This window comes from Pseudomonas sp. BMW13, assembly GCF_013357275.1.
Taxonomy (GTDB): domain Bacteria; phylum Pseudomonadota; class Gammaproteobacteria; order Pseudomonadales; family Pseudomonadaceae; genus Aquipseudomonas; species Aquipseudomonas khazarica.
Genome location: NZ_SUKD01000003.1, coordinates 78,780 through 102,176 on the forward strand (window position 1 = coordinate 78,780; position 23,397 = coordinate 102,176).

20 protein-coding genes are annotated in these 23,397 nt (G+C 65.1%); 7 read left to right on the forward strand and 13 right to left on the reverse strand.

The window, feature by feature from the left end:
* Positions 1-28: 28 nt before the first annotated feature.
* Positions 29-1,228, forward strand: coding sequence for a formaldehyde dehydrogenase, glutathione-independent (gene fdhA / locus E4487_RS03355; RefSeq protein ID WP_037056281.1), 1,200 nt, complete (start codon positions 29-31; stop codon positions 1,226-1,228).
* Between the two features lie 103 nt (positions 1,229-1,331).
* Here the strand turns inward: fdhA and E4487_RS03360 are convergent, their stop codons facing one another.
* From E4487_RS03360 to E4487_RS03390, 7 genes are all read right to left on the reverse strand, one after another.
* The gene (locus tag E4487_RS03360) at positions 1,332-2,651 is read right to left on the reverse strand and encodes a sigma-54 dependent transcriptional regulator (RefSeq protein WP_037056283.1); all 1,320 of its coding nucleotides are present in this window, start codon (positions 2,649-2,651) and stop codon (positions 1,332-1,334) included.
* Positions 2,648-4,513 (reverse strand): ATP-binding protein, encoded by a 1,866-nt coding sequence (locus tag E4487_RS03365; protein ID WP_037056285.1) that lies wholly within the window; start codon positions 4,511-4,513, stop codon positions 2,648-2,650. The genes E4487_RS03360 and E4487_RS03365 overlap by 4 nt, the downstream gene beginning before the upstream one ends.
* A 74-nt stretch (positions 4,514-4,587) precedes the next feature.
* The gene (locus E4487_RS03370; protein WP_037056288.1) at positions 4,588-5,322 is read right to left on the reverse strand and encodes an amino acid ABC transporter ATP-binding protein; all 735 of its coding nucleotides are present in this window, start codon (positions 5,320-5,322) and stop codon (positions 4,588-4,590) included.
* Entirely contained in the window at positions 5,319-5,987 is a 669-nt protein-coding gene (locus tag E4487_RS03375) for an amino acid ABC transporter permease (protein WP_175252709.1), read from the reverse strand. Before E4487_RS03375 ends, E4487_RS03370 begins: the two co-directional genes overlap by 4 nt.
* Positions 5,984-6,730 (reverse strand): amino acid ABC transporter permease, encoded by a 747-nt coding sequence (locus E4487_RS03380; protein WP_037056294.1) that lies wholly within the window; start codon positions 6,728-6,730, stop codon positions 5,984-5,986. The genes E4487_RS03375 and E4487_RS03380 overlap by 4 nt, the downstream gene beginning before the upstream one ends.
* Before the next feature lie 237 nt (positions 6,731-6,967).
* Positions 6,968-7,876 carry a glutamate/aspartate ABC transporter substrate-binding protein gene (locus E4487_RS03385; RefSeq protein ID WP_047591846.1) on the reverse strand — a complete coding sequence of 303 codons (909 nt, stop codon included), beginning with the start codon at positions 7,874-7,876 and terminating at the stop codon, positions 6,968-6,970.
* A 246-nt stretch (positions 7,877-8,122) separates the two neighbouring features.
* Positions 8,123-9,016 carry an acyltransferase gene (locus tag E4487_RS03390; RefSeq protein WP_175252710.1) on the reverse strand — a complete coding sequence of 298 codons (894 nt, stop codon included), beginning with the start codon at positions 9,014-9,016 and terminating at the stop codon, positions 8,123-8,125.
* Positions 9,017-9,177: 161 nt separating this feature from the next.
* On the opposite strand from E4487_RS03390, the gene E4487_RS03395 reads away from it, so the two are divergent.
* The 6 genes from E4487_RS03395 (at position 9,178) to creC (ending at position 16,236) form a co-directional block, all read left to right on the forward strand.
* Positions 9,178-10,416 carry an HD-GYP domain-containing protein gene (locus tag E4487_RS03395; RefSeq protein WP_175252711.1) on the forward strand — a complete coding sequence of 413 codons (1,239 nt, stop codon included), beginning with the start codon at positions 9,178-9,180 and terminating at the stop codon, positions 10,414-10,416.
* Positions 10,417-10,511: 95 nt separating this feature from the next.
* Complete coding sequence (locus E4487_RS03400; protein ID WP_134676440.1) at positions 10,512-11,024, forward strand: ATP-dependent zinc protease; 513 nt, start codon at positions 10,512-10,514, stop codon at positions 11,022-11,024.
* 162 nt (positions 11,025-11,186) lie between these two features.
* The gene (locus E4487_RS03405; protein ID WP_150606849.1) at positions 11,187-13,217 is read left to right on the forward strand and encodes a methyl-accepting chemotaxis protein; all 2,031 of its coding nucleotides are present in this window, start codon (positions 11,187-11,189) and stop codon (positions 13,215-13,217) included.
* Positions 13,218-13,406: 189 nt separating this feature from the next.
* The gene (locus E4487_RS03410; protein WP_037056309.1) at positions 13,407-13,844 is read left to right on the forward strand and encodes a CBS domain-containing protein; all 438 of its coding nucleotides are present in this window, start codon (positions 13,407-13,409) and stop codon (positions 13,842-13,844) included.
* A 146-nt stretch (positions 13,845-13,990) separates the two neighbouring features.
* Complete coding sequence (creB, locus tag E4487_RS03415) at positions 13,991-14,671, forward strand: two-component system response regulator CreB (RefSeq protein WP_175252712.1); 681 nt, start codon at positions 13,991-13,993, stop codon at positions 14,669-14,671.
* Between the two features lie 143 nt (positions 14,672-14,814).
* Complete coding sequence (gene creC, locus E4487_RS03420; protein ID WP_175252713.1) at positions 14,815-16,236, forward strand: two-component system sensor histidine kinase CreC; 1,422 nt, start codon at positions 14,815-14,817, stop codon at positions 16,234-16,236.
* A 380-nt stretch (positions 16,237-16,616) separates the two neighbouring features.
* On the opposite strand, the gene E4487_RS24670 is transcribed toward creC, so the two are convergent.
* The 6 genes from E4487_RS24670 to E4487_RS03450 form a co-directional block, all read right to left on the reverse strand.
* Positions 16,617-17,057: a hypothetical protein gene (locus E4487_RS24670; protein WP_175252714.1), complete on the reverse strand. Its 441-nt coding sequence runs from the start codon at positions 17,055-17,057 to the stop codon at positions 16,617-16,619.
* 287 nt (positions 17,058-17,344) lie between these two features.
* Positions 17,345-17,725, reverse strand: a complete 381-nt coding sequence (locus E4487_RS03430; RefSeq protein WP_175252715.1) for a hypothetical protein — start codon at positions 17,723-17,725, stop codon at positions 17,345-17,347.
* A gap of 271 nt (positions 17,726-17,996) precedes the next feature.
* A complete protein-coding gene (locus E4487_RS03435; RefSeq protein ID WP_175252716.1) occupies positions 17,997-18,314 on the reverse strand; it encodes a hypothetical protein in 318 nt (105 codons plus the stop codon).
* Positions 18,315-18,463: 149 nt separating this feature from the next.
* Positions 18,464-19,018 carry a YdeI/OmpD-associated family protein gene (locus E4487_RS03440; RefSeq protein WP_175252717.1) on the reverse strand — a complete coding sequence of 185 codons (555 nt, stop codon included), beginning with the start codon at positions 19,016-19,018 and terminating at the stop codon, positions 18,464-18,466.
* 244 nt (positions 19,019-19,262) lie between these two features.
* Entirely contained in the window at positions 19,263-21,563 is a 2,301-nt protein-coding gene (locus E4487_RS03445) for an ATP-dependent DNA helicase (protein ID WP_037056324.1), read from the reverse strand.
* Entirely contained in the window at positions 21,560-23,191 is a 1,632-nt protein-coding gene (locus E4487_RS03450; protein WP_175252718.1) for a VRR-NUC domain-containing protein, read from the reverse strand. Before E4487_RS03450 ends, E4487_RS03445 begins: the two co-directional genes overlap by 4 nt.
* Positions 23,192-23,397: the final 206 nt, after the last annotated feature.

The following is a 23,397-nucleotide window of genomic DNA, read 5'->3' on the forward strand; positions in this document are numbered from 1 at the left end:
TATCCACAAAAAGAAAGGAGAGTTACGCATGTCTGGTAATCGTGGTGTGGTTTATCTCGGTGCGGGCAAGGTCGAAGTGCAGAAGATCGACTACCCGAAGATGCAGGACCCGCGCGGCAAGAAAATCGAGCACGGCGTCATCCTGAAAGTCGTTTCCACCAACATCTGCGGCTCCGACCAGCACATGGTGCGCGGCCGTACCACCGCCCAGGTCGGCCTGGTGCTGGGCCACGAGATCACCGGCGAGGTGATCGAGAAGGGCCGCGACGTCGAGCGCCTGCAGATCGGTGATCTGGTCTCCGTTCCGTTCAATGTCGCCTGTGGCCGTTGCCGCTCCTGCAAGGAGCAGCACACCGGCGTCTGCCTGACCGTCAACCCGGCGCGTGCCGGTGGCGCCTACGGTTACGTCGACATGGGCGACTGGACCGGTGGCCAGGCCGAATACGTGCTGGTGCCCTACGCCGACTTCAACCTGCTCAAGCTGCCGGACCGCGACAAGGCCATGGAGAAGATCCGCGATCTGACCTGCCTGTCCGACATCCTGCCGACCGGCTACCACGGTGCCGTGACCGCCGGTGTCGGTCCGGGCAGCACCGTCTACGTCGCTGGCGCCGGCCCCGTCGGCCTGGCTGCGGCCGCCTCGGCGCGCCTGCTGGGTGCCGCCGTGGTAATCGTTGGCGACCTCAACCCGGCGCGTCTGGCGCATGCCAAGGCCCAGGGCTTCGAGATCGCCGATCTGTCCAAGGACACCCCGCTGCACGAGCAGATCGCCGACCTGCTGGGCGAGCCGGAAGTCGATTGCGCCATCGATTGCGTGGGCTTCGAGGCCCGTGGTCATGGCCACGAGGGGGCCAAGCACGAGGCACCGGCCACCGTGCTCAACTCGCTGATGCAGGTGACCCGCGTCGCCGGCAAGATCGGCATCCCCGGCCTGTACGTGACCGAAGATCCGGGCGCGGTCGATGCCGCCGCCAAGATCGGCAGCCTGAGCATTCGCTTCGGCCTCGGCTGGGCCAAGTCGCACAGCTTCCACACCGGCCAGACACCGGTGATGAAATACAACCGTGCGCTGATGCAGGCCATCATGTGGGACCGCATCAACATCGCCGAAGTGGTGGGCGTGCAGGTGATCAACCTGGACGACGCGCCGCGTGGTTATGGCGAGTTCGATGCCGGGGTGCCGAAGAAATTCGTCATCGACCCGCACAAGACCTTCAGCGCAGCCTGAGTTTCACGGCCCTGGGCGCATTGGTCCGCGCCTTTTTCGGGAGCCTGCGGGCTCCCTTTTTTCCTTTGCCAGGTTCATGAGACGCCGGGGGCGATAGCCGCGCCTACAGGCCGTACTTCTTCACCTTGTCGAACAGCGTGGTCTTGGCCATGCCCAGCGTCTGCGCGGCCTGGCTGAGGTTGCCGGCGTGGCGTTCCAGTGCAGCGCTGAGCAGGCTGCGTTCGAAGGCTTCCACGGCCTCGTTGAAGCCCAGCGTGTTGTTGTCGGCCTGGCCGCTTTTCTTGAACACCGGCAGGCCGAGGGCGAAGCGCTCGGCGACGTTGCGCAGTTCGCGCACGTTGCCTGGCCAGTCGTGGGCGCTGAGCGCGGCCAGGGTCTGGCGGTCCAGCTCGGGCACGGCGCGGTCGAAACGCAGCGCCGCCAACTGCAGGAAGTGCTCGAACAGCAGGGCGATGTCCTCGCGGCGCTCGCGCAGTGGCGGCAGTTCCAGGGTCACCACGTTCAGCCGGTAGTACAGGTCGCTGCGGAACTCGCCACGTTTGCCCAGTTCATCCAGGTCGGACTTGGTCGCGGCGATCACCCGGCAGTCGACGGCGACCGACTGGTTCGAACCGAGGCGTTCCAGGCTGTGCTCCTGCAGGACGCGCAGCAGCTTGATCTGCAGGTTGAGCGGCATACTCTCGATTTCGTCGAGGAACAGGCTGCCGCCGTCGGCGTGCTCGATCTTGCCGATGCGGCGTTTGCCGGCGCCGGTGAAGGCATGCGCCTCGTGGCCGAATATCTCGCTCTCGAACAGGCTTTCCGGCAGGCCGCCGCAATTGAGCGCGACGAACTGCTTGCTCTGCCGCCGGCTGAAGTCGTGCAGGCAGCGGGCGACCAGTTCCTTGCCGGTGCCGGTTTCGCCCTCGATCAGCACGTTGGCGTTGGTGTCGGCGACGTTGGCGATCAGCTCGCGCAACTGCTGCATGGCCGGCGAGCGGCCGATGATGCGCTGCTCCAGTGCCTGGCGCCCGGCCAGCTGGCGGCGCAGGGCGCTGACCTCGCGGGCCAGGGCGCGCTGCTCCAGGGCGCGGCGGGCGACGTCCACCAGGCGTTCCGGCGAGAACGGCTTCTCCATGAAGTCATAGGCGCCGTCGCGCATCGCCCCCACGGCCATGCCGATGTCGCCATGGCCGGTGATCAGTACCACCGGCAGGCTGGCGTCGCGTTGCTTGAGGCGCGTCAGCAGCTCCAGGCCATCGATGCCGGGCAGGCGGATATCGCTGACGACGATGCCGGCGAAGTCGCTGTCGACCTGGGCCAGGGCTTCCTCGGCGCTGCTCACGCCGATGCTGGGAATGTCTTCCAGGGCCAGGGCCTGCTGGCAGCCGAGCAGCACATGGGGGTCGTCTTCGACGATCAGGACGGTGAGGCGGTCGCTCATGCTTGTGGCTCTCGCGGATAGGGCAGGCTGAGGACGAAGGCGGTGCCGCCTTCTTCCGGGTGGCGCACGGTGAGGCTGCCACCGGCGGCGGCGGCGAGGCTGGCCGAGAGGGTCAGGCCGAGCCCCAGGCCCTGTTCGCCCGGCTTGGTGGTGAAGAAGGGTTCGAACAGATGGGCGCGGGTTTCCGGCGCGATACCGGGACCGTTGTCGCGGATTTCCAGCAGGTAGTGCTCGGCTTCGGCGTTGCCGCTCAGCCAGATATGCCGGTCGCCTTGCGCTTGCAGCGCGTCGACGGCGTTGCTGATCAGGTTGACCAGGATCTGTTCCAGGCGAATCTGCTCGATGGCCAGGCGCGCCTCGGCGAACTCCTGGTGGATCTTCACCCGGGTGCGCTGCAGGCGCGGATGCAGCAGCAACAGCGCGGCGTCCACCGCCTGCTGCAGCGAGGCTTCGCCCTGGTCGCCGGCACGGCGGGCGAAGGCGCGCAGGCTGGCGGTGATCTTGCCCATGCGGTCTACCAGCTCGGCGATGTTCTGCAGGTTGCTGCTGGCGACGTCCAGCGCGCCGCGCTGGAGAAAGCGCACGGTGTTGGCCGACAGCGTGCGCAGGGCCGCCAGTGGCTGGTTGAGCTCATGGGCGATGCTGGTGGACATCTGCCCGATCACGGCCAGCTTGCCGGCCTGGACCAGCTCGTCCTGGGCCTGGCGCAGAGTGGTTTCGGCCTGCTCGCGCTCGCTCACTTCCGCCAGCAGGCGCGCGTTGCTGGCCTGCAGGTCGGCGGTGCGCTCGGTGATCTTGCGTTCCAGTTCGTCGTTGGCCGCCTGCAGCGCTTCGCGTGCGGCCAGGCGGGTGGCGATGACCTTGCGCCGCTCGTTCCAGGCGATCAGCAGGAAGGCCAGCAGCGCGCAGGCCACCGCCGCCAGCAGGGCATTGAGCAGGGCGGCACTGCGCTGCTCCTGCAGCGGGCTGAGCAGCGTCAGGTGCCAGGGCGTGTCGACCAGCGGGCGAGTCTGCAGCAGGTAGCGGGTGATGCTGCCGTCGTGGTCGAGGCTGATCTGTTCCAGGCCGTCGCCGAGCGCTTCACGCCCGGCGAACTGCAGCTCCTCCAGCGCCGCCCAGTGATACTGCAGGCTGCGCGCCAGGCGCTCGCGGCTGGCGTCGTCCAGCGCCTGCACGGCCTTGAGCCGGCGCTCCGGCTTGCTGGAGAGGATGATGATGCCGTTCTCGTCGCTGACGTAGGCTTCCAGGTGGGCGCGCTGCCAGCGCTCTTCGAGGGTGTCCAGGCGCACCTTGACCACCGCCACGCCGATCACTTTGCCGTCTTCGCGCAACCCGTGAGACAGGTAGTAGCCCGCCTCGCCGGTGGTGCTGCCGATGCCGTAGAAGCGGCCGGCCTTGCCCTGCACGGCATCCTGGTAGTAGGCACGGAACGACAGGTCCTCGCCGAGGTAGCTGTCGGCGCGGTCCCAGTTGCTGGTGGCGATGACCCGCCCGTCCAGGTCGAGCACGTAGATGGCCAGGCTGCCGCTGCGCTGGTTCAGCCCGGCCAGGTACTGGTTGACGTGATGCCTGCGGTACGCCGTGGGGAACTGCAGCAGGCGCGAGACGTTGCCTTCCAGCTCCAGCAGGCTGGGCAGGTAGGTGTACTTGGTGATCTCGCTTTCCACCGCGCGGGCATTCAGTTCGAGCTGGCGCTCGCCGCTTTCGGCCAGCGTCTGGATACCGCTGCGGTCACTCAGCAGGTAGGCCGCATAGCCACTGCCAAGCACCAGCAGGAGGAGCAGGCAGGCCAGCGAGAGGTGACGAAGCAGGCGCGTTTTCACGATCAGGTCGGCGTGAGTACTGGCGGGCAGGCATTGCATCATAGTCATCCCTGTCTGGCCAGATGAGCGCCGCGCCGGGTGCGGCGTGCGCACCCGGCGGCGTCCGTGGGCGCTCAGTGCTGGAGGATCTTCGCCAGGAACTGCTGCGCGCGTTCGGAGCGGGCATTGATGTCGCCGAAGAACTCTTCCTTGGCGCAGTCCTCGACGATCTGCCCGCGGTCCATGAAGATCACCCGGTCGGCGACCTTGCGTGCGAAGCCCATTTCGTGGGTCACGCACATCATGGTCATGCCTTCCTGGGCCAGCTGCACCATCACGTCGAGCACCTCGTTGACCATCTCCGGGTCGAGCGCCGAGGTGGGTTCGTCGAACAGCATCACCACCGGGTCCATGGCCAGCGCACGGGCGATCGCCACGCGCTGCTGCTGGCCGCCGGAGAGCTGGCCCGGGTGCTTGTGCGCGTGGGCGGCGAGGCCGACACGGTCGAGCAGGGCCAGGCCCTTCTCGGTGGCCTCGTCCTTGCTGCGGCCGAGCACCTTGACCTGGGCGATGGTGAGGTTCTCGGTGATCGACAGGTGCGGGAACAGCTCGAAGTGCTGGAACACCATGCCGACGCGCGAGCGCAGCCTGGGCAGGTTGGTCTTCTTGTCGGCGATGGAGGTGCCGTCGACCACGATGTCACCCTGCTGGAAGGGCTCCAGCGCGTTGACGCACTTGATCAGGGTCGACTTGCCCGAGCCCGACGGGCCGCAGACCACGACCACTTCGCCCTTCTTCACTTCTGTGCTGCACTCGGTCAGCACCTGGAAGTCCCCGTACCACTTGTTGACGTTCTTGATGGCAATCATACGGCTAACCTTTTCTGCAGAAGCTTGACCAGCTGCGAGGCGGCGAAGCTGACGGTGAAGTAGACCAGGCCGGCGAAGATCAGAAACTCGTGGGGCTGGCCGATGATGTCGCCACGCGAGCGGGCGGCGTTGAGGAAGTCCATCAGACCCACGGTGTACACCAGCGAGGTGTCCTGGAAGAGGATGATGCTCTGCTGCAGCAGCAGCGGGGTCATCTTGCGGAAGGCCTGCGGCAGGATGATCAGGCGCATGCTCTGCGCGTAGCTCATGCCCAGCGCCGAGGCGGCGCCCATCTGGCCCTTGGGGATGGCCTGGATGCCGGCGCGGACGATCTCGCAGAAATAGGCGGCCTCGAACATCACGAAAGCCACCAGGCAGGAGCTGAACGCCCCGACCGGCGTGTCCTCGCCGGTGATCCAGCGCAGGATGAAGGGCACCGCGAAGTAGAACCAGGTGACCACCAGCAGCAGCGGGATCGAGCGGAAGTAGTTGACGTAGGTGGCGGCGATGTTCGCCAGCAGCCGGCTGTGCGACAGGCGCATCAGGGCCAGCAGGGTGCCCAGCACCACGCCGCCGAGCACGCCGAGGACCATCAGCTGCAGGGTGATCAGCATGCCTTCCCACAGCCCCGGCAGCGCCGGAACGATCTGGCTGAAGTCCATCACTTGCCTCCTACAGAAATCAGGCCCGGCACCGCGACCTTTTTCTCGATCAGGCGCATCAGCAGCATCAGGCTCATGTTCAGGGTGAAGTAGATCAGCGTGGCCAGGGTGAAGGCCTCGAACAGGTTGGCGCTGAACTCGGCGGTCTGCTTGGTCTGCGCCAGCAGCTCCATAAGGCCGATCAGCGAGGCCACCGAGGAGTTCTTGAAGATGTTGAGGAATTCGCTGGTCAGCGGCGGGATGATGATGCGAAACGCCTGTGGCAGCAGCACGTCCCGGTAGATCTGCGGCAGGCGGAACCCTAGCGCGTAGCCGGCGGCCAGCTGGCCCCTGGGCAATGCCTGGATACCGGTGCGCACCTGTTCGCAGACCCGCGCCGCGGTGAACAGGCCGAGGCACACGACGACCGAGAGATAGGCCGAGGTGGCCGGGTTGAGGTCCTGCTTGAACCACAGCTCCAGGGGTTCCGGCAGCAGGTCCGGCACCAGGAAGTACCAGAGGAACAGCTGCACCAGCAGCGGCACGTTGCGGAAGATTTCCACGTAGGCGGTGGCCAGGCCGGACAGCCAGCGGTTCGGCAGGGTACGCATGACGCCGAGCAGCGCGCCGAGCGCCAGGGCGATCAGCCAGCCTGCCAGGGCGATGGCGATGGTCCAGCCCAGGCCGGTGACGAACCAGTCCAGGTAGGTCTCGCTGCCGATGCCGGTGGACTTGAAGTAGATGCCCCAGTCCCAGTTGTAATTCATTGCAACTTTCCCCTCTGCTGAGGAAACGATCTGCTGCGCGTCGGCTCTGCTGTGTCGAAGGCAGATGCTCGCTGGCGAGATCGTGAATACGTTGGCGAAGCGCGAAAGCGGGCGACAGTTCCCCGTATCCGCGTGGGCGGATGGTCTCGGCTTCGTCAGGAATTAGGTTGGGGAGGCCGCAGGCCTCCCCGGAGTCCCCGCGCCGTCACGCCTCGTGAGCGTGGCGGCGCATCACCGTCAAATCTGTTCTGCGGATTTGTCGGTCGGGTTGGCGATCAGCTGCTTCAGCTCGTCGCTCATGGGGAAATTCAGGTTCAGGCCCTTCGGTGGGACGGGCTGCTGGAACCACTTGGCGTAGATCTCGTTGATCTCGCCGGAAGCGAAGGTGTCGCTGATGGCCTTGTCGACCACCTTCTTGAAGGCCTCGTCGCCCTTGCGCAGCATGCAGCCGTAGACCTCGAAGGACTGCGGCGTGCCGACCACGCTCCAGTCGCCAGGCTTCTTGGCCTTGGCCATCTCGCCGGCGAGCAGGGCGTCGTCCATCATGAAGGCCACGGCGCGGTTGGACTCGAGCATCAGGAAGGACTCCCCGTGGTCCTTGGCCGAGATCACGTTCATGCCCATCTGCTTCTCGGCATTCATCGACTTGATCAGGCGCTCGGAGGTGGTACCGGCGGTGGTCACCACGTTCTTGCCCTTGAGGTCGCCGAAATCCTTGATGCCGCTGCTGTTCCTGGCCAGCAGGCGGGTGCCGACCTCGAAGATGCCGACGGAGAAGTCGACCTGCTGCTGGCGTTCGACGTTGTTGGTGGTGGAGCCGCATTCCAGGTCGACGGTGCCGTTCTGCACCAGGGGAATACGGGTCTGCGAAGTCACCAGGTTGTAGCGTACCTTGAGGTCAGGCAGGCCCAGTTCCTGTTTCAGCGCCTCGACCACTTTCAGTTGCAGATCGTGGGAGTAGCCGATGGGTTTGCGCGAGTTGTCGCCGAAGTAGGAGAAGGGGATGGAGGAGTCGCGGTGGCCCAGGGTGATGGTGCCGGTGTCCTTGATCTTCTTAAGGGTGCCGGTCAGCTCCTCTGCGATGGCCGGAGTGGAGAGAATGGCTGCAGCGACGGCCACGCTCAGTACACGGTGGAAAGTACGCATGAATCGAGTCCTCGGTATTGTTGTTGTGATGGCGTGCTCACGCCACTTTGCTCACGGAAGGTCTATCGCATTCCTGAGGGGGACTTGAGCAGGTTGCATGCCAGCGCTTTCGAGGACCTTGTATTTAATTCAAGTCATTGATTTTAAAGAAATTAAATTTATTGCCCGAGCGGGGCGAGATGCCTGTTCGTTCGACCTTCCGACCATCGCCCTGCGCGGCATTCGGAAAACCGAACGACAAGCCGGTCATGGCTGGGCGTCGTGGCGCAGGTCGGCGATGCGCGCGTCCTTGGCCTGCCACAGCGCGGACACCCAGTCCTGCATCTGCTGGCGGAAGGCGGGGTCGTTCTCGTAGTCGCCGCGGCACAGCGTGGGGTCGAGAGGCAGCGTGCGGATGTCGATGATGACCTTCGCGACCTGGCCGCTGAGCAGGTCCCAGAAGCCCGGTACCTGCTGGTCGGGGTAGACCAGGGTCACGTCCAGCACGGCGTCCAGCTGCTCGCCCAGAGCGGCGAGGACGAAGGCCACGCCACCCGCCTTGGGCTTGAGCAGATAGCGGTACGGCGACTGCTGCTGCGCCTGCTTGGCCGGGGTGAAACGGGTGCCTTCCAGGTAGTTGACCACGGTGACGGGCAGGCGCTTGAACTTCTCGCAGGCCGCCTTGGTGATCTCCAGGTCCTTGCCCTTCATGTGCGGGTTCTTCTCCAGGAATGCCCTGGAATAGCGCTTCATGAAGGGGTAATCCAGCGCCCAGAAGGCCAGGCCGAGGAACGGCACCCAGATCAGCTCCTGTTTGAGGAAGAACTTGAAGTAGGGCGTCTTGCGGTTGAACGCCTGGAGCAGCGCGGGGATGTCGACCCAGGACTGATGGTTGCTGATCACCAGGTAGGAACAGTCCTGGCGCAATTCGGCATTGCCGCGAATGTCCCAGCGGGTCGGGGTCAGCAGGGCGAAGATGCGCTTGCAGTTCTCGGCCCAGAATTCGGCGACCCACATCACGCCGCGCGAGCAGGCGTCGCGCGCGGCCTGGCCGGGCAGCACGAATTTGCCCAGCGCGATCAGCAGCAACGGGCCGATCAGGATCAGGGTGTTGGCGAGTAGCAGAACGACGTTCGCAAGGCCGGTCAGCAGGGGGCGCATGTCGACTCCATGGCAGGCGGTGAGCGGCCATCTTATGCAAGCGCGGCGCTTTGCTCAAAGCGCTGCTGACTGGCCTATTGCCAGTTGAGAGGCTATATACCCATGAGCCTCATCGGAAGTAGCCTGGTCAGGGAAGGCATTCTCATCTTTCGGTACATGCCATGCTCAAACGGATCGCCGTCACCGATCTTCGTGTCGGAATGTTCATTCAGGAATTCTGTGGTTCGTGGATGGATCACCCCTTCTGGAAATCCAAGTTCGTCCTCAACTCCGAAAAGGATCTCGCACGCATTCGCGACAGCGCGATCAGCGAACTGTGGATCGACGTCAGCAAGGGGGCTGACGTCGCCGCCGGTGTGCAGGCCGCCACCGAGGCCGAGGTCGAATGCGAGGCACAGGCCCGCCTGCTGGCCGCCATCGAGCCACCCAAGGTCAGGAACCTGTCGATGGAGCAGGAGCTGGAGCAGGCGGTCAAGCTCTGCGCGCGCTCCAAGCAGGCAGTGGTGGACATGTTCAGCGATGCACGCATGGGCCAGGCGCTGCAGTTCGATCAGGCCGAGTCGCTGGTGGAGGAGATCTCCCAGTCGGTGATGCGCCACCCCAATGCGCTGATCAGCCTGGCGCGGCTCAAGCACAGCAACGAATACACCTACATGCACTCGGTCGCGGTGTGCGCGCTGATGATCGCGCTGGCCCGTCAGCTCGGCCTGCCCGAGGCGGCCGTGCGCGAGGCGGGGCTGGCCGGCCTGCTGCACGACATCGGCAAGATGGCGGTGCCGCAGGACCTGCTGGACAAGCCCGGCAAGCTCACCGACGGCGAGTTCGCCGCCGTGCGCAAGCACCCGGAGGAGGGCGGCAACATCCTCATCGCCAGCAAGCAGGTCAGCGCGCTGGTGCTGGACGTCTGCCTGCACCACCACGAGAAGATCGACGGCAGTGGCTACCCCCATCGCCTGCAGGGCGAGCAGATCAGCCTGCTGGCGAAGATGGGCGCGGTGTGCGACGTGTACGACGCCATCACCTCGAACCGTCCGTACAAGGCGGGCTGGGACCCGGCGGAGTCGATCCGCAAGATGGCCGAGTGGAAGGGCCACTTCGACGAGCTGGTGTTCCAGGCCTTCGTCAAGACCGTCGGCATCTACCCGGTCGGCGCGCTGGTGCGCCTGCAGAGCGGACGCCTGGCCGTGGTCATGGAGCAGAACCCCAAGGCGTTGCTGGCGCCCAGGGTCAAGGTGTTCTTCTCGGCCAAGTCGCGCGTGCCGTTGCCGCAGAGCGTCGTCGATCTGAGCAAGATCACCGATCAGGACCGTATCGCCGGGCGCGAGTCCGCCGAGGAGTGGGGCTTCGAGCGCCTCGACGAGCTGTGGACCGGGATGGAGCTGGAAGGCCGTGGGCGTTAGCGCCTGAGGATGTAGCATGCGGTAACGCTTGGCGGGGAACATGGCCCGGGCAGGGCAGTCGTAGATTCGGTCACCGCAAACGAGAGGACCGACCCTTGAAATATGCTCTGCTCCTGCTGGCCGCCGCCATCAGTCTGCCGGCCATGGCCAACCAGCAACCCGATCTCTACGGTCGCTACGAACTGATCAAGCTCCCGGACCTGGGCAAGACCCTCAAGGCCAAGATGGACACGGGCGCCATGACCGCCTCGCTGTCCGCCAAGGACATCGAACCCTTCACCCGCGACGGCCAGGACTGGGTGCGCTTCCGTCTGGCCGTGGACGGTGCCGACGACACCCTGTACGAACATCCGCTGGTGCGCATCGCCGAGATCAAGAAGCGCGCCGAGGAAGGGGGCGAAGCCGGTACGCAGGACGTCGCCTACTCGCAGCGCCCGGTGATCGAGATGCCGATCTGCCTGGGCGACGAGGAGCACACCATCGAGATCAACCTGACCGATCGGCGTACCTTCAGCTATCCGCTGCTGATTGGCGCCAGCGCCATGCGCGATCTTGGTGCAGCGGTGGACCCGGCCGAGCGATACACCCGCGACCGTCCCCAATGCTGAGTTAATTGTCGCATTTCGGCAAAGGCTGATTCCCATTGGCCATTACACTCATTCGGAGTGCCCTGTAACGACTTCCTCGCGCCATGGGGCGCCGGGCCTGCTTCTTGCTAACTGCAATTGTTTGCCAGGCCTGTAGGCCCATTAGGTCACTGAGGTGTCGTCATGACGGGAGTACTCAAGCCGGGTGTACGGCTGCTGCAGCGTTTCAGTTTTGCCCACAAGTTCCAGCTGGTGTTCCTGTTGTTCGCATTGCCGTTGGGCTATGCGCTCTGGGTGATCAGCAGCGATTCCCTCTCGCGCCTGGGTTTCGTCGACCGCGAGGTCGAGGGTGCGCAGGCGCTCGAGCGCATGGCCAAGGTGCAGCAGGAGCTGATCGCCCAGCGCACCCTGTTCGCCCGCTGGAAGGGCACCGAAGACGCCGCCGAAGGGCAGCTGCGCCAGCGTGAAGCGCAGCTCGATGCGGCTCTGGAGCAGGCGGCCGAGCCGCTGCAGAGCGCGTTGATCAGCGCCCAGGCGCGCGAGCACTTCCAGGCCCTGCAGGGCGAGCGCGACAGCCTGCGTGCGGAGGCGCTGAAGAAGGTGGCGCTGCCCGATGCGCTGGAGCGCTACCAGAAGACCCTGCTGCATCTGATCGCACTGCGCGAGCAGGTGGCGACCGACAGTGCCCTGATTCTCGATCCGAATCTCGACACCTACCTGATGATGGAGCAGATCACCTACATCATGCCGCGCCTGCTCGAGCAGCTCGGCACCTTCGCCGCGCAGGGGCATGGCGCCGTGGTCTCGCAGCATTTCACCCTGCAGAGCCGGGTGCTGATCCGCGACCTGCGCCGCAGCCTGGACGAGCAGCAGGCGCAACTGGTCAAGGCGCAGACCACCCTGTCACGCGAGGCCCCGCAGGCCATGCGCCAGCTGAGCGGGCCCTTCGACGCCTCGCTCAAGGCCTTCGACGATTTTCTTGCCCAGATCGACCGCGACATGTTCGAGGCCAGCCCAATGGCGCTGACGCCCGAGCAGTTCATCCAGCGTGTCGAAACCCTGCAAGTGCAGCTGCAGGACTTGCAGCAGGCGATCTATCAGCAGTTCTCCGTCAGCCTCGGTGGCTATCGGCAACGGGCGCTGAACACGATGATCGAGGTGGTCGGTGCGTTCGTCCTGCTCACCCTGCTGGCGATGTACGTGATGCTGTGCCTGAACGCTTCGATTCGCATCAGCACCGGCAACATCATCGAAGCCGCGCGTGGCCTGCGTGACGGTGACCTGCGCGTGCGCATGGAAGTGAACGGACGCGACGATCTGGCGGCCATCGCCCAGGCATTGAACATTGCCGTCGAGCAGATGCGCGACTCGCTGCAAGGGGTCAACCGCGAGAGTCAGCAGCTCGACAGCACGGTGCAGCTGCTCGGTGGCCAGGCCCAGCACGCGCTGGACGCCGTCGAACAGCAACAGGCGCAGATGAGCCAGATCGCCACCGCCGCCACGCAGATGGCCGCCACCGCGCAGAGCGTGGCGCAAAGCTGCGAGCAGGCGGCCGTGGAAGCGCAGCAGACCCGCGAGGTGGCGCTGAGCAGCAACCAGCGTAGCGAGCGCACCAGCGCCAGCATGCGCCAGCTCAGCAGCCGCCTGGGCGACAGCGCCGCGGCGTTGCAGGAGCTGCGTGAGCAGACGCAGCAGATCAACCGGGTGGTCGAGGTGATCAAGGGCATCGCCGAACAGACCAACCTGCTGGCGCTCAACGCCGCCATCGAGGCCGCCCGCGCCGGCGAGGCGGGACGCGGGTTCGCCGTGGTCGCCGACGAGGTTCGCTCGTTGTCCAAGCGCACCCAGGACTCGACCCAGGAGATCGCCCAGACCGTGGACAACCTGCAACGCGTGGTCGGCCAGTCGGTCACGCTGATGGAGGACGCCTGCTCCCAGGCCGACGGCGATATCGGCAGCGTGCTGGCCATGGGTGACGAGCTGCAGAACATCGTCGATTCCGTGCAGCGGGTCAGCGACCGCCTGGCGCAGATCGCCACGGCGGCTGAGCAGCAGGCCGCCACGGCCGATGAGGTCAGCGGCAACATCCAGCAGGTCGACCAGGCCGCAGGACAGTTGCTCGATGGCGCCCAGGCCGTCAGCAGCGCGGCCGAGCAGTTGCGCCGGGGCAGCGAAGGGCTGGCGCAGAATACCGGGCGTTTCAGCCTCGACTGAGGTTGGGGGTGCAGCCGAAAGCAGCGGTGCGCCGAGGCGGCGCCGCAGCCGGGCCGGAGCGCCAGCCCGGCCCGTTCCTCGCCTGTTGTGGCCGGCCTGAACGGCATTCGGCGATCTTTCGTGCAGCTCCTGAGCTGACCTGGCTGGCCAACTCTGCTAAAAACAATGCAAACCACACGGAGCCCCAGCATGAAAACGGTCGCCGAAGTCCTCAGAACCAAGTCGAACGCCCTTCTTTACAGCATCGATGCCGACGACTCCCTGCTCGATGGCCTGCGCATCATGTCCGAGAAGGGCATCGGCGCCCTGGTGGTACTGTCTGGCGGGCGGCTGGTGGGCATCGTCAGCGAGCGCGACTACGTGCGCAAGGTGGCCCTGGCCGAGCGCTCCATGCTGGCGGCCAAGGTCAGCGAAATCATGACCCGCGACGTGATCAGCGTCGGCCCGCGCGACAGCCTGCAGCACTGCATGGAGCTGATGACCGAGCGCCGTCTGCGCCACCTGCCAGTACTGGCCGAGGGCGAGCTGATCGGCCTGCTCTCCATCGGTGACCTAGTCAAGGAAACCATCGCCGAACAGGCCGACCTGATTCGCCAGCTGGAGCAGTACATTCGCGGCGAGCACTGAGCCTGCCCGAGCGCGTCGCGGTGCCCCCATCCCACGGCAGTTGCAGCCCGCCAACGGCGTCCCGGCGGGTTGCCCCCGCCTGCGCTTGACGCCCGCCGCCGCCCTCGGCAGTCTCCTGCCGTCGAACCCCAGGTGCAGGACGCCCGATGCCGCAGATACTCATAGTCGAAGACGAAGCCGCGATTGCCGACACCCTGGTCTATGCTCTGCAGGCCGAAGGCTTCACCACTCACTGGTCGAGCCTCGGCAGCGAGGCGCTGACCCTGCTGGAGAGCGGTCGCTTCGACTTGGCCATCCTCGACGTCGGCCTGCCGGATATCAGCGGCTTCGAGGTGTGCAAACGCTTGCGGCGCTTTTCCGAGGTGCCGGTGATCTTCCTCACCGCGCGCAGTGAAGAGATCGATCGCGTGGTGGGCCTGGAGATCGGCGCCGACGACTATGTGGTCAAGCCCTTCAGCCCGCGCGAGGTGGCCGCCAGGGTCAAGGTCATCCTCAGGCGCATGGTGCCGCGCGAAACCACGGAGAGCGTCGCGCCAGGCGTTTTCCAGATCGACGACGCGGCCTTTCGCATCCACTACCACGGCCAGGCGCTGAGCCTGACCCGCCACGAGTTTCGCCTGTTGCGCACCTTGCTCGGCCAGCCGGGGCGGGTGTTCTCCCGCGAGCAGCTGCTCGACGCGCTCGGCGTGCCCAGCGAAGCCGGTTACGAGCGCAACATCGACAGTCACATCAAGAGCCTGCGGGCCAAGCTGCGTAGCGTTGCCGCCACCGAGGAGCCGATCCAGACCCATCGTGGCCTGGGCTACAGTTTCGAGCCGGAGGCCTAGCGCCTTTTCTCGATCTGCCAGGCTCGGTCGAGCGGCGTTGCAGATGCCTTCGGAATGCTCGTTCACCCTTGTAAACTCCGCGTCCTCGGGCGTTTGCACCACCCTTTCCCTCCAGTTCGCGAGACCGTAGAGAGGCTCCTACCATGCCGTTGGGCGTTCGCATCTTCCTCGTCTACTTCCTCTTCGTCGGCCTGGCGGGCTGGTTCGTGCTCAGCACGGTGATGGACGAGATTCGTCCCGGCGTGCGCCAGAGTACCGAGGAGACCCTGGTCGATACCGCCAACCTGCTGGCGGAGATCCTGCGTGACGAGGTCAAGGCCGGTACCCTCGGCCAGGGCCGCCTGCCAGAGGCACTGGAGGCCTATGGCCGGCGCCAGCCGCAGGCGACCATCTGGGGACTGACCAAGGCCGAGGTCAACCACCGCATCTACGTCACCGACGGCCAGGGCATCGTCCTGCTCGACTCTGCCGGCCAGGCGGTCGGTCAGGACTATTCGCGCTGGAACGATGTGCTGCTGACCCTGCGCGGCCAGTACGGTGCCCGTTCCACCCGCGAAGACCCGAATGACCCCGATTCGTCGGTCATGTACGTGGCGGCGCCGATCAAGGATGGCGAGCGGATCATCGGCGTGGTCTCGGTGGCCAAGCCCAACCGCACCCTGCAACCCTACATCGAGCGCTCGCAGAACCGCCTGGCCTGGCTCGGCGCCGGCCTGATCGGCCTCGGCCTGCTGATTGGCGCGGCGCTGTCCTGGTGGCTCAGCGCCGCACTGGGCAAGCTGACGCGCTATGCCCAGGCGGTCAGCGAGGGTCAGCGCGCCGAGGCGCCGCAGGTGCGGGGTGGCGAACTGGGGCAACTGGCCGTGGCAGTCGAGCGCATGCGCACCGAGCTGGAGGGCAAGGCCTACGTCGAGCGCTACGTGCACACCCTGACGCATGAGCTGAAGAGCCCGCTGGCCGCCATCCGGGGCGCCGCCGAACTGCTCGAGGGCGACATGCCGGTGGAGCAGCGCCAGCGCTTCGTGGCCAATATCCAGCAGGAAAGCGCACGTCTGCAGAACCTTATCGAGCGCCTGCTGCATCTGGCCCAGGTGGAGCAGCGCCAGGGGCTGGAGGAGCGCGTGACGGTCGCGCTGGGGGCTCTGGTCGACGAGCTGCTGCAGGCGCAGCAGGCACGCATCACCGCCGCCGGTCTGCGGATCGAAGAGGCGCTGCCGGCGGGCCTCAGCCTGCGGGGCGAGCGCTTCCTGCTGCGTCAGGCACTGGCCAACCTGCTGGACAATGCCCTGGACTTCACGCCACCCGGTGGGCGCATCCGTATCGCCGCCGAACGCCGGGGCGAGGGTGTCGTGCTGCGCCTGTTCAACCAGGGCGAAGCCATCCCCGATTACGCGCTGGCACGTCTGACCGAACGCTTCTACTCCCTGCCGCGCCCCAATGGCGGGCGCAAGAGCACGGGACTTGGCCTCAACTTCGTCCAGGAGGTGGCCGAACTGCATGGCGGCGAGCTGCAGGTCGGTAACGTCGAGGGGGGCGTAGAAGTACGCCTGACGCTGCCCACATAGGATGGGTAGCGCAACGCGAAACCCAACATCTGTTGGTTTCCAATTTTCGCTGCGCTCAAGCCAGGCAGGGTGGACAAGCTTCGCGTTGTCCACCCTACGCGACTGAAGCGTCTCCCACGGGACGGTGCCTGACAGCGCCCGCATGCAACCTGCTTCGCCACTGACTACATCCGGTCCGCCAGCGCTGCGGTGTTGCGCCCCTCGACCCCGGATGGCGCATGGAGCGATTCGTTCAACGACCGATGACTGACGCGCTTCGCCGCTGATGTGTCCTTGCTTGTTTGAATAAATATCTATTTATTCGATTCATTACTTCGTTTATTTGCGCTATTCAATCGATTCCATGCGAGTAGCATAGGTTCCGTACTCACTTTCCAGCCTCATCCAGGAGCCTGATCATGAAAAAGCAAATCCTCGCCAGCCTCGTTATCGCCGCACTTTCCGCCAGCGCTTTCGCCGCGCCGCAGATTTCCGTTCAGTCCGTCGCTGCCCCTGTCGTCGCTGCAGACGGCGCTGACCGCGTGGGTGCGCACCGAGTGGCCGAAGGGGGCGCCGAACGCACCCTCGAGCGCTTGCGTGTCGCTGAAGATGGCGCTGATCGCGTCGGTGCCAATCGTGTCGCTGAGGGCGGTGCCGAACGCGTAGGCGTCAACCGCATTGCAGAAGGCGGGGCCGAGCGCACTCTCGAGCGCTTGCGTGTCGCTGAAGATGGCGCTGATCGCGTCGGTGCCAATCGTGTCGCCGAGGGTGGTGCCGAGCGAGTGGGCGCCAGTCGCACAGCCTGATCGACGCTTCACTCCGCTTCGACTGAAGGCGCCCATCCGGGCGCCTTCGTCGTTTACCGACGGGGCTGTATGGCTTAGCGCAGTAATATGGAAGTTAAGTGCGGATCGATAATGTTAAAGGTGATATGAAGTTACACCTGACATGACCAAGTAAATGTACAGCGTCCGGTGGTTGGAATAACTCGAACCCCATAGTCTGCTCTCGGCTGGACCGGCCTGAGTGAGCGTGTTTCAGATGCTCCATGCGTTGAATGATCATGTGTTCAGGTTGAAAAAGGTGGCTCACATATCTTTGATGCGAACGCGTCGCCGTTTTTAGAACGCTACTTTTTCTTGCGTTTGGATTTCTTGCGATGTGCGATTTTCTCTGATGCTGATGACGTGTTCTCCGGATGCGCCAGTGTTATGGTGATTCGGCTGTGGTATAGCGGCTTGCCAGTGTAATAAGCCAGGAGTATGGCTGCGATCACCGATTCGGCCGATAAATCATCTGTTGCAAACCAAAATCCCAATAAACAGGCGAAGAAAACTATTGCTGCAAGTGCAATTCCTTCTCGGAATACTCTTTTGGCATTGGAGGATAAGGGCACTTTACAGTGTGTGCATGCGGATAAATTACCTGGGTCTGAGACGCAGTTCTTTTCGTTGCAGTGAGGGCAGGTGAAGTCAAAATCATGCTGTTCTTCAACATAGGGATAGTCCATTTTTATTTCGTCTTCCTTGAGGGTGAACGGGGGCGAGTGTACGAGCAACTGACTCTTAAATTGGCTCGGCCTGCTGAGCCGGGTTGCAGTGAAGGTGATTAGGGCTGTAAAGCGTCATTATTGGTTCCTTTTCCCTATATAAAAGGAGCTGATTGCCAGGGCGCCTGGCCGCCATTCCGACTTGGGCTGATCTGCACTGCACATGTCTCCATAAGCACTCAGTGATGGAGCGTAAGTGTAGCGAGTGACCTTGAACCGCCCGCCGATCCCTTCATATGGCCTGGCCCAGCGCGAAAACAGGCAGGTACATCGCCAGGATCATGACGACGCTGGCCAGCGTCAGGCCGATGACGCCCGTCAGGCAGGCGGCCAATGGCCGGCGTTCGGCCTTGGGCCAGAACAGGAACGCCGCGATCACCAATATCGGCAGCACCCAGAGCCACAGGTGGTAGCTCAGGGCGAGCTGCGTCATCAGTGGTAGTTGGGCCCCGAAACTGTCGAAGACCTGCTGAAACGAAGGGATGACCAGCATCGGCAGCGCCGCTGCAATGAGTGCACAGATCAGTCCCACGATCAGGCGGATGGCCATGGTGGCGCTGCCACCCTGATCCGACCCGCCTTCGAGGGTCGACTGAGGGGGTTGGTATGGATTGGTCATAGGGCCATGGTGTCTGGGGAGGGGGAGGGTTCGATGAGCGAAGCGACTCAGGTGTCAGGCGTTTCAACGCCGTTCGTCATTCAGGAGTCTTCCGCTTCGGGCGCTCGGAAAGCCTTGCTGTAGTAACCCGACTGATCGAAGCAGCAGACCCGTTTCTTGCCGGATGCCAGCATGTCGCAGGCATCGGCAATGCGCTTTTCGCGCGTCTTGAGCTGCTTGGCTGACGTGATCCAGTGTATCCAGTCTACGCGCGCGATGGTCGTCGTGGCGTTCCACACTTCACAGGCTCGAGGGATGGCTGCCAGTGCCGCCTGCAGATCCGCCGGGATCTCGGGTTCGGGTTCACTGGCGACAGGGGCGAGCTCCAGTGTCACGACTTCCCCGGCGGCTGCGCCTGCGGCTTCCTGCAGGGCGCTGCTGACCTGCAGCCAATGGCTCAGTTGGCCATCCGGCTCAAGGGTCGCCTGGAACGGGTGGCCATTGAGCCTGCCTGCAACGGTCGTCCTGCCGCGTCTTGGCAGCTGTTCGCTGGCTTCCCTCGGCAGTACCACGAACGTCCATGACCTGTCGTCGGCAGGCTTTGCCGGGCGCAGAAGCCTTGCTTCGAAGCGGCATTTCACATCGGCTGTCGTCACGGCAAACCCTCCGTTCAGTACGCCTGGCCATGCATGGACGCGCAACGGCGCACAGGCTGCGGGCGGTCTCGATGGATGACCTTCCGGGTCATGCTGGAAATCCTTCTCTGGTTCGCCGTCTGTGGCGAGGCGCTGGAGTGTATGGAGGTTATACCGCATGTCGGATAGCTGCTGGGAGGTCATGATCCCGCGCTGAGCGTCCGGCCTCCGGAGAGCGGCGCCATGATCGCGGACGCATCCGCTGCTACGGATCGGCTTGCGGTTCGAGCGTATGGGCTTGTCGCGGCAAACGCAGCAGGTCGACCTGCCACCAGGTCGGCAGCAGGCGACGGACTTCCGGGCGGGCGAAGCGGTCGTCGATCAGGTAGAGCACGCCCTGGTCTTGCGGTGTGCGGATCACCCGGCCAGCGGCCTGCACCACCTTCTGCAAACCGGGATAGAGGTAGGTGTAGTCGTAGCCGTTGCCGAACAGGGCGTCCATGCGTTGGCGGATTTCCTCGTTGATCGGGTTGAGCTGCGCCAGGCCGAGCGTGGCGACGAAGGCGCCGATCAGGCGTTCGCCGGGCAGATCCACCCCTTCGCCGAAGACGCCGCCGAGCACGGCGAAGCCGATACCGCGACCACCGACCTGGAAGCGTTCGATGAAGCCCTGGCGCGCCGCTTCGTCCATCTGCCGTGACTGCGTCCACAGCGGAATCTGCGGGTGATCGCGGCGCAGTTGCTGCAGCACCTGCTCCAGGTACTGATAGCTGCTGAAGAAGGCCAGGTAGTTGCCGGGACGTTCGCTGAACTGGCGCGCCATCAGCTGGCAGATCGGTGCCAGCGAGGCATCGCGGTGCTGGTAGCGGGTCGACAGGTTGCGCACCACCTGCACGTGCAGCTGTTCGGCGCTGAATGGCGAGGCGACGTCCAGGCACTGGGTCTCGATCGGCAGGCCGAGCAGGTCGAGGTAGTAGTGGCTGGGGCTGAGGGTGGCGGAGAACAGCGTGGCGCTGTGCGCCTCTTCGAAACGCGGGCCGAGGAAGGGCGCCGGCAGGATATTGCGGATGCACAGCGTGGAATGGCTACGTCCGTTGCCGGCCTCTTCGCGGTTGATGTCGAACAGTGAGTGCGGGCCGAAGCTTTCCGCCAGGCGGCAGAACAGCATGGCGTCGAGGTAGAAGCTGAGCAGTTCACCGGCATTGCCTTCGGGCTGGTCGGTGAGCAGGTCGGTGATGGCGCTGACCGCCTTGCCCAGCGCGGCGAGCAGCAGGTCCGGCGCCAGCGGATAGACCTGGTAGGGGACCTGCTGTTCACGGTGCAGCTGGTCCCAGTGGCGGTCGACCCGTTCCAGCACGCTCCTCAGGCGTTTCGGTGCGTCGCGGCACATGGCCTTGAAGCGCGCCTGATCCAGTTCGGCGCTGTACATGCCGCGCCCGCGCTCGACCAGGTTGTGCGCCTCGTCCACCAGCAGGCAGACGCGCCACTGGTTGACCAGGGTGAGGCTGTGCAGCAGGGCGCCGAGGTCGAAGTAGTAGTTGTAGTCGCACACCACCACATCGCTCCAGCGGCACAGCTCCTGGCTCAGGTAGTAGGGGCAGACGCCATGGGCGATGGCGATGTTGCGCACCGCCTGCTGGTCCAGCCAGCGCTCCTTGAGCGCCGCGCTGCGTGCTGCCGGCAGGCGGTCGTAGAAACCCTTGGCCAATGGGCAGGAGTCGCCGTGGCAGGCCTTGCTCGGGTGCTCGCAGGCCTTGTCGCGGGCCACGTGTTCCAGCACGCGCAGTGGCGTGTCCGGCTCGCGCAGGCGCTCCAGGGCATCCAGCGCCAGGCGTCGGCCCGGTGTCTTCGCACTGAGGAAGAACAGGCGGTCGAGCTGCTGGCCGGGCATGGCCTTGAGCTGCGGGAACAGGGTGCCGAGGGTCTTGCCGATGCCGGTGGTGGCCTGGGCCAGCAGGTAGTGGCCGTCGCGTGCTGCGCGGTACACGGCCTCGGCCAGTTGGCGCTGGCCGTGGCGGAATTCGCCGTAGGGGAAACTCAAGGCCTCCAGCGCCTGGTTGCGCGCCTGCTGGTGGGCCTGTTCCTGCCGCGCCCAGGTAATGTAGCGGCGGCAGTGCAGGGCGAAGAATTCACCCAGCGACGCGGCGCTGTGGCGCTCGCGGAAGACCGTCTCCTGCTGGGTGATGACGTTGAAGTAGACCACTGCCAGGTCCAGCTCGTCGCAGCCCAGCTCCTGGCACAGCAGCCAGCCATAGATCTTCACCTGTGCCCAGTGCAGCAGGCGGTGGTTGGCGGGGATGCGCGAGATGTCGCCTCGGTGGGTCTTGATCTCCTCCAGCAGACGAAACTCGGGGTCGAAGCCGTCGGCGCGACCACTGACCGTCAGCCCTTCGAACTGGCCGATCAGTGGCAACTCGGACACGTAATCCGGGCCGCGCCGGGCCACCACCGTGGCGTGCCCGGCCATGCCCTCCTGGGCCGTCGGCGAGGGAGTGAAACGCAGGTCGAGATCACCTTCCTTGGCGGTGAACTCGCACAGCTCGCGCACGGCGACGCGCAGGTTCAATCGAGCCACTCCACGTAGCAGACGCTGACCGGCATGCCGTGCTCGGCGCAGAACGCCAGCCAGCGCTTCTGGTTGTCCTGCAGGCGGTCACCGGGGCCCTTCACCTCGATCATCCGGTAGCGTCCCTCGCGGGGCCAGAACTGGATCAGGTCGGGCATGCCGGCGCGGTTCTCGCGAATATCGGCCAGCAGGCGGCGGAACCAGGCGCCCAGGTGCGCTGGCGGCAGGCAGGCCAGCGCCTGCTCCAGACGCTCGGCATCGAGCAGCTCCCAGAACACGAACGGTGACTGGATGCCGAATTTCTCGGCATGGGTACGGCGCATGGCGTCGCGGTAGCTGCCGTCATCCAGGCGCGCCAGGCAGGCGGCGAACAGCTCGCTGCGCCGGGTGTGGAAGTCGGCGCGGTGCAGATCGACCGGGCCGGCATGGAAGGGATGGAAGAAGGCACCGGGCAGCGGGGCGAAGATCGCCTCCCAGCAGAGCAGGCCGAACAGCCCACAGATCAGCGTGTTCTCCACGTAATGCACCGGCGCATCGGGCGCGGCCAGGTGCGCGGCCACGGCCAGCTCGACGCTGGCGGCGCGCGGCAGGCGCAGGTCGAGACGATCCTCAACGAGCTTCGCCGCCTTGGGCGCCGCCGGCAGGCCGAGGCGCTTGCGCAGGCGGGTGCGTGCGCGTTCGGCCAGTTGCGCTTCCTCGGCGTTGAGCGGCGCTTCGAGCACCTGTTCGACCAGGGCCAGCGCCTCGGTATCCTGGCCCAGGCGTTCCAGCACGCGAATCTGCCGTTGCCGCGAGCCGAGTGCGCGGGTGTCGCGATACAGCGTCAGCGCCGAGTCCAGTTCGCCCGCGCGCTCCAGATGCTGCGCCAGTTGCAGCAGCAGGCGCTGGTGGCGTTCGTTGATGTGCGCGCTGGCGCTGGCAAAGTCGCCGAGCTGCTGCAGCACCTCGGGCACCGTCACGCCTGCTTCGAAGGCCTCGCGGCAGAGGCGCAGGTGCAGGTAGTCGTCGACGTCCTGACGGCTGCGAAAACCGCGTGAGCCGGGGGTGATCGGCACCTGCTCGTACCGGAATATCCCCAGGTCGGCCAACACGAACTCCGACCAGTCCTGTGCCAGGTTGCCGAAGAACATCAGCCGCAGGCGGTCGCACAGCGGGCCGATGGCCAGGCTCAACAGGCGCTCGTCCAGCCGTGGGCACCAATCGGCCAGGCTGCGCGGTTCCGTGTGCAGCGCGCGCAGGTGTTCGAGCAATTCGCTCTTCTTCAGGCTGCCGCCGGGCAGGTCGTCGGCGAAGTGCGTGGCCAGCTCATCCTTGAGCAGCAGGGCGCCCAGCTCATCGAAGGTCAGCGCTGCATGCTCGATCAGCCAGCCCGACGCCAGCAGCGCGCCAGCCGCAGTGGCGATGTCGCCGATCTCCGCATAGCGCAGTTTGCTGGCGCGAAAGTGCACGCCCTTGCGCATGACCAGGCGCACCAGCAGCGCCTGGGATGGCAGCGGCAGTTGGACAAAGTTCGCGACGAAGGCCTGCTCGGCGGCGTCCATCAGGTCGCGATGATGGGTGTCGAGCCAGTCGAGGGCCTTGCGGAAGTTGGCCAGGTAATAGAGTTCGGGGGCGTCGAGGTTGAGCATGGTGCGAAGTCTTACTGGTTTTTTATACAGATGCCAGTGCCGTTCACCCGCTGCAGTGCCTGAGCAGACGGAAGGCGGGGCGCCTGAGTCGTGCCTGAGAGGTGAGCCTATCTAGCTGATCGGAAAGAGGTTTTTCAGCTATCGATGGCGTCGATTGTCACTATCCCGAGATGTCCCTTTTGCCGTTCCGGGGCGTGCGTAACATG